We start from the raw sequence: 3,378 nt of genomic DNA on the forward strand, positions 1-3,378 counted from the left end.
TTTCCTTTCCCTGCTCTTGTTGCAGGTACTATCACGGGTCGAGTTATGGCGGTGTAACACTCAATTGCGCTATTCATCCTCACGGCTGCGAGGGTAGTCAATGCCCGGATTGGCAAGCTTTTAACCATCTAAATTTAGAGGAACAAGAAAATGACATTAACTCTAGATAATCGCTTTCAAAACAAAGAATCGTCCTTAATTCTAGCATTACGGCAAATACAGCACTTGAATTCCAAGATTGCTGTGTTAGAGCAGCAGCATCTTTCTTATGTGCAGAAGCAACAGAACTTGATTGGTGCCATCGCCGAAATCTGTGTTTCTCCAATGCAGGAAATACAGGCGCTGCGGATTCTGATTTATCGGGGAGAAGCAGCTTGTCGGCAGTACTTGCGTTCAGTGTTGGTAAAGCGAAAGAAGGCTTTTTAAAGTACCAAAAAACAGCTCTATCTTATGCCTTGTCGGAGGTAGATAACATTTCTAAATAAGCTTCAAGTGATCGCCCCCAGCCAAGGTAAGTGATCGCTGTTTCCGCTCCTTGTGACGCTAATCCCATAGGGGAGTACTTAAATATGGTACGAACATTAGAAGACAGGTTCAATCGTAAGAGTGAACTTTTCTTGTTGTCGGAAGACGAATACCAGCCGAAAAATAAACTGGAAGAAATTGCAGTTAAGGCAGTCAAGTTAGCAGGGTTACACACTCGGCTTGGGGACTATGAATTTGTCTCGACAGCAGTTAGATTGCTTGAGCCATTCATTGCTGCATGGTATCACCGCGCCGAACTGTCCCCGCCATCGACCGCGACAATTTGCAAATGGTTTTATGATCAGCCACCAAAGTGGGCGATCGCTTTATTAGTGAATGAACAGCAAAAAATTTTTGAACAAGTTTCGCGGAATATTCAAATTTAGCTAAAACAGAAAACTCTACGAAATCCGAAAAAGCCCTTGAAGATTGCGAGTGGCTTTTTTATTGTAGAAAAGTAAGGTCAATCACAGTTAATTCACTATCAATTAATAGAGAATATGACATCAAAATCATACGGGATTGACACGGATATTGACTATGTTTTTTACACTGTTAACTACCTATTGACTATTTATTGATGAACCAGGCATGGAGAGAACAACTTTTTAGCCGAAAGACCACTAATTCCGGGTTGAATCCTATGGTTTTGCCGATGACTAATGCCAAAATGTTGCGAGTTTTGGATATTTGCTATCGGACATGGGAGCGTTGGACAGAAGTAGCTGAAACAATCCCTCAGTATAAATTGTCACGAATTCAGATGCAGAAGATGGCACAGGAAAAAAGGTTAAGAGCGCCATTGATTCGTCCATATCAAGTATGGGTACTAGGCAGGATTGGCGAAGTGTTTGGAGATTTAGATCAAGGCACAAACAAGGTTGAAATAGCAAAGTCGATTGTGGAAGCCAATAAGTCTGAGTACACCATTAAAGAATTTGAAGCTGAACAAATCAGATTTACACAACCATTGACAGGAGAATTACAAAATGTCTGAAACAATAGATAAATTTAGCCGTCAAGATTTGTTTGAATTACTGGGTGAAAAATACGCTCCTGTTAAAATCATTGCTGGTTTACAGGAGTTGGCTAAGTCCGACCCAGATATTAACCAAGATGTAGAAGATGACGCAAAAGAATTTAGCATTGACATTTGCGATCGCTTAGAAAGGTTGTTCAATCTAGCGCAAACAACCCTCGACCAATCGAAGCTGTTGGGAGGTGAGAGCAATTTGGCGAATATACAGACGGGAGCAATAGATATGGCCACTGAACAATTACATCTTGCTGGAGTCAGCCGGGAAACGTTTAAAGCATTCTTGGACATTGTGGCAGGCAAGACTGTTGCTCAAGCGCTGGCAGTTCATGAATTTGAGCAAGAATTGTTCGATGAAATCACCAGTGAACTTGATGCTCGTTCGTTACAGCGACGCACAGAGCAAGGTTTTGATGAAATAGCGTTTATTTATCAGTTGGCCAAAAATCCCGAAATCAGGCAACAAATTACCCAAGAGTACGGGTTAAAGACTGGGGATGAGATTAAGCAACAAGTTCAAACCCTGACTACTGCTGCAACTGTTGGTTTTGACCCGAAAGCATTTTTAGACGAATTAGGAGTGCCGACATCAGAAAAAAAGTCCACACGACCCGCGACAATTCAGGATCTGAAAAATTTGACACGCTCTTTGTTGAGCAAACAAATTCAGTCGCCAACTTAAAATGGCGCAAGTTCTTCGAGCAGAATCTTTTCGGATTCTCAGTCATTTTTTTTCTAGTTTGTATTGGGCTATCTGTTTACATTCGTGTTATTAATGCACCACCACCCCAGACAACACAAAGTATCGACGGGCAACAACCGTAAACCCATATTCCGGCTGAGTGCTTATGAAATAACAGATGCAAGCGATGTTGGGATTATTGGGCATGGGGTTAATCGCAAGTCCTTGGTTATCGCAACTGCCAGCCCAATTTAAGACTTACTCTCACGGCATTACGATTCGAGAGTCTGAAGAACTAGAACGCATTAAAGCCGAGCAAAGGGCAGAAACCGCCGACAAAATTAACTCTCTTGGAGTTACGCCCTCATTCAGTAAGTTACGAATCAGGAACTATCTAGATTCAAAAAAACGTAACCCTAGACCCGACACTACAGGTTATTTAGAAGATGAGACAGTTTTTGTGTATGACTCAACTGGTTTATGTATTGGACGCATTGAACAGAGGCAATGGAAATGGAAATATCGGTTCAAAAATGCTTGTAAGAATTCGCCACTGTACCAAGATTCCCGTGATTGACCAAGAACATTGGAGATTGAAGATCGCAGATTGGAGATTGAATGTTTTTGGTACAAGCCCAGCAGGAAAGTGGGCGGAATAAATCTCAAATCCTCAAACTGCATTTCTTGTAGGTACAGTCAATTCTCTTATCTACAATCGGCAATCTACAATTGTTCGACCTATGAAATATCTCACTCCAAACAAATCTAATTCACAACCAAAACCAGAATCATCACCACAAAAAGAGCCGAAAAAAGGAGGGAGTGACTACTTAGAACGGTCGGTTCGCTGATTTAAAAAGCTAGAAGAGGAATTAATGCACTGTAAAGCTTATGGAGCTTAATTAGATAGGATTCTGGTAAGCACTTATCCAGGTACAAGGTAAGGGAAAGTGTAAAGTGACTGCGGTATTCCCATCAGAGTTAAAATTTGTTGTTGAAGTTCACCGAGTTGAGTCATTTCGTAGCTGCCGTCTTGATGAAAATACATTGTTATACCATTGAAAGCATTCAACAACTTTTCTGCTGTTGGTTTGGTTGTGTGGCGCTTGGGATTACCATCATACAGACCAGCCAA

The 3,378-nt window shown here is 41.4% G+C and carries 5 protein-coding genes and 1 pseudogene; 5 read left to right on the plus strand and 1 reads right to left on the minus strand.

The window, feature by feature from the left end:
• Nucleotides 1-150: 150 nt before the first annotated feature.
• The 5 genes from H6G97_RS48145 to H6G97_RS48165 all read left to right on the plus strand — a co-directional run bounded on the left by H6G97_RS48145 (nt 151) and on the right by H6G97_RS48165 (nt 2,820).
• Nucleotides 151-426, plus strand: coding sequence for a hypothetical protein (locus tag H6G97_RS48145; protein ID WP_190947395.1), 276 nt, complete (start codon nt 151-153; stop codon nt 424-426).
• A 143-nt stretch (nt 427-569) separates the two neighbouring features.
• Nucleotides 570-911 (plus strand): hypothetical protein, encoded by a 342-nt coding sequence (locus H6G97_RS48150; RefSeq protein WP_190947396.1) that lies wholly within the window; start codon nt 570-572, stop codon nt 909-911.
• Nucleotides 912-1,105: 194 nt separating this feature from the next.
• Nucleotides 1,106-1,522 carry a hypothetical protein gene (locus H6G97_RS48155; RefSeq protein WP_190947397.1) on the plus strand — a complete coding sequence of 139 codons (417 nt, stop codon included), beginning with the start codon at nt 1,106-1,108 and terminating at the stop codon, nt 1,520-1,522.
• Entirely contained in the window at nt 1,515-2,243 is a 729-nt protein-coding gene (locus H6G97_RS48160; protein WP_190947398.1) for a hypothetical protein, read from the plus strand. Before H6G97_RS48155 ends, H6G97_RS48160 begins: the two co-directional genes overlap by 8 nt.
• Before the next feature lie 178 nt (nt 2,244-2,421).
• Nucleotides 2,422-2,820 carry a hypothetical protein gene (locus H6G97_RS48165; protein ID WP_190947399.1) on the plus strand — a complete coding sequence of 133 codons (399 nt, stop codon included), beginning with the start codon at nt 2,422-2,424 and terminating at the stop codon, nt 2,818-2,820.
• A gap of 348 nt (nt 2,821-3,168) precedes the next feature.
• Here the strand turns inward: H6G97_RS48165 and H6G97_RS48170 are convergent.
• A pseudogene (locus H6G97_RS48170) lies at nt 3,169-3,378 on the minus strand (hypothetical protein); the annotation flags it as partial.

Origin of the sequence: Nostoc flagelliforme FACHB-838, assembly GCF_014698065.1 — a bacterium.
Taxonomy (GTDB): Bacteria; Cyanobacteriota; Cyanobacteriia; order Cyanobacteriales; family Nostocaceae; genus Nostoc; species Nostoc flagelliforme_B.

Bases quoted from the DNA above. Each gene is read 5' to 3' on its own strand.
- H6G97_RS48150 (WP_190947396.1), top strand. From the start codon at position 570: ATGGTACGAACATTAGAAGACAGGTTCAATCGTAAGAGTGAACTTTTC.
- H6G97_RS48145 (WP_190947395.1), top strand. From the start codon at position 151: ATGACATTAACTCTAGATAATCGCTTTCAAAACAAAGAATCGTCCTTA.
- H6G97_RS48165 (WP_190947399.1), top strand. From the start codon at position 2,422: ATGCAAGCGATGTTGGGATTATTGGGCATGGGGTTAATCGCAAGTCCT.
- H6G97_RS48155 (WP_190947397.1), top strand. From the start codon at position 1,106: ATGAACCAGGCATGGAGAGAACAACTTTTTAGCCGAAAGACCACTAAT.
- H6G97_RS48160 (WP_190947398.1), top strand. From the start codon at position 1,515: ATGTCTGAAACAATAGATAAATTTAGCCGTCAAGATTTGTTTGAATTA.